Annotated in this window: 8 tRNA genes; all 8 read left to right on the top strand. The window is 48.7% G+C overall.

Annotated features, from left to right (window positions below):
- Positions 1-7 precede the first annotated feature (7 nt).
- The 8 genes from J3U50_RS01650 to J3U50_RS01615 all read left to right on the top strand — a co-directional run bounded on the left by J3U50_RS01650 (position 8) and on the right by J3U50_RS01615 (position 828).
- Positions 8-80: transfer RNA gene (locus J3U50_RS01650), tRNA-Asn, on the top strand.
- Positions 81-94: 14 nt separating this feature from the next.
- A tRNA-Ser gene (locus J3U50_RS01645) sits at positions 95-186 on the top strand.
- A 16-nt stretch (positions 187-202) separates the two neighbouring features.
- Positions 203-275 (top strand) — tRNA-Glu (locus tag J3U50_RS01640).
- Positions 276-284: 9 nt separating this feature from the next.
- A tRNA-Val gene (locus tag J3U50_RS01635) sits at positions 285-357 on the top strand.
- Between the two features lie 18 nt (positions 358-375).
- Positions 376-450 (top strand) — tRNA-Asp (locus J3U50_RS01630).
- 56 nt (positions 451-506) lie between these two features.
- A tRNA-Phe gene (locus J3U50_RS01625) sits at positions 507-579 on the top strand.
- A 91-nt stretch (positions 580-670) separates the two neighbouring features.
- A tRNA-Trp gene (locus tag J3U50_RS01620) sits at positions 671-741 on the top strand.
- 14 nt (positions 742-755) lie between these two features.
- A tRNA-His gene (locus tag J3U50_RS01615) sits at positions 756-828 on the top strand.
- Positions 829-832: the final 4 nt, after the last annotated feature.

Genomic DNA, 832 nt, shown 5'->3' with positions numbered 1-832 from the left:
GCGTTATTCCGAATTAGCTCAGTTGGTAGAGCACCTGACTGTTAATCAGGTTGTCGTCAGTTCGAGTCTGACATTCGGAGTTATAACTGGTCTTGGAGAGTTGTCCGAGTTGGCCGAAGGAGCATCATTGGAAATGATGTAAACGGGTGAATGCCTGTTTCAAGGGTTCGAATCCCTTACTCTCCGTATACCTTATAGTTATGACCCGTTGGTCAAGTGGTTTAAGACACTGCCCTTTCACGGCAGTAACATGGGTTCGAATCCCGTACGGGTCATTTATATTTGGAGGATTAGCTCAGTTGGGAGAGCATCTGCCTTACAAGCAGGAGGTCACAGGTTCGAGCCCTGTATCCTCCATTCCAAATATATTGGACTGGTTCGTTGGTCTAGTTGGTTTAGGACGCCTGCCTGTCACGCAGGAGGTCACGAGTTCGAGTCTCGTACGAACCGTTGTTGTCAATGACAACATAATTGAATATTTATCTATAGCAAAACATAAATGGTATGGCTCGGTAGCTCAGTTGGTAGAGCAACGGATTGAAGCTCCGTGTGTCGGCAGTTCGATTCTGTCCCGCGCCATTTATNAGGGGTAGCGAAGTCTGGCTAAACGCGGCGGACTGTAAATCCGCTCCTTCGGGTTCGGTGGTTCGAATCCACTCCCCTCCACCATAGGGATATAGTATAATGGTAGTACAACGGTCTCCAAAACCGTTGGTGCGGGTTCAACTCCTGCTATCCCTGTTAATGTTGCTATGGCGGTAGTGGTGAAGTGGTTAACACATCGGATTGTGGTTCCGACACGCGTGGGTTCGATTCCCACCTACCGCCCTTT

It is taken from the genome of Lactobacillus sp. B3795 (assembly GCF_026535805.1).
Classification (GTDB): Bacteria; Bacillota; Bacilli; order Lactobacillales; family Lactobacillaceae; genus Apilactobacillus; species Apilactobacillus kunkeei_C.
This window is presented reverse-complemented; position numbering and strand designations above follow the sequence as displayed.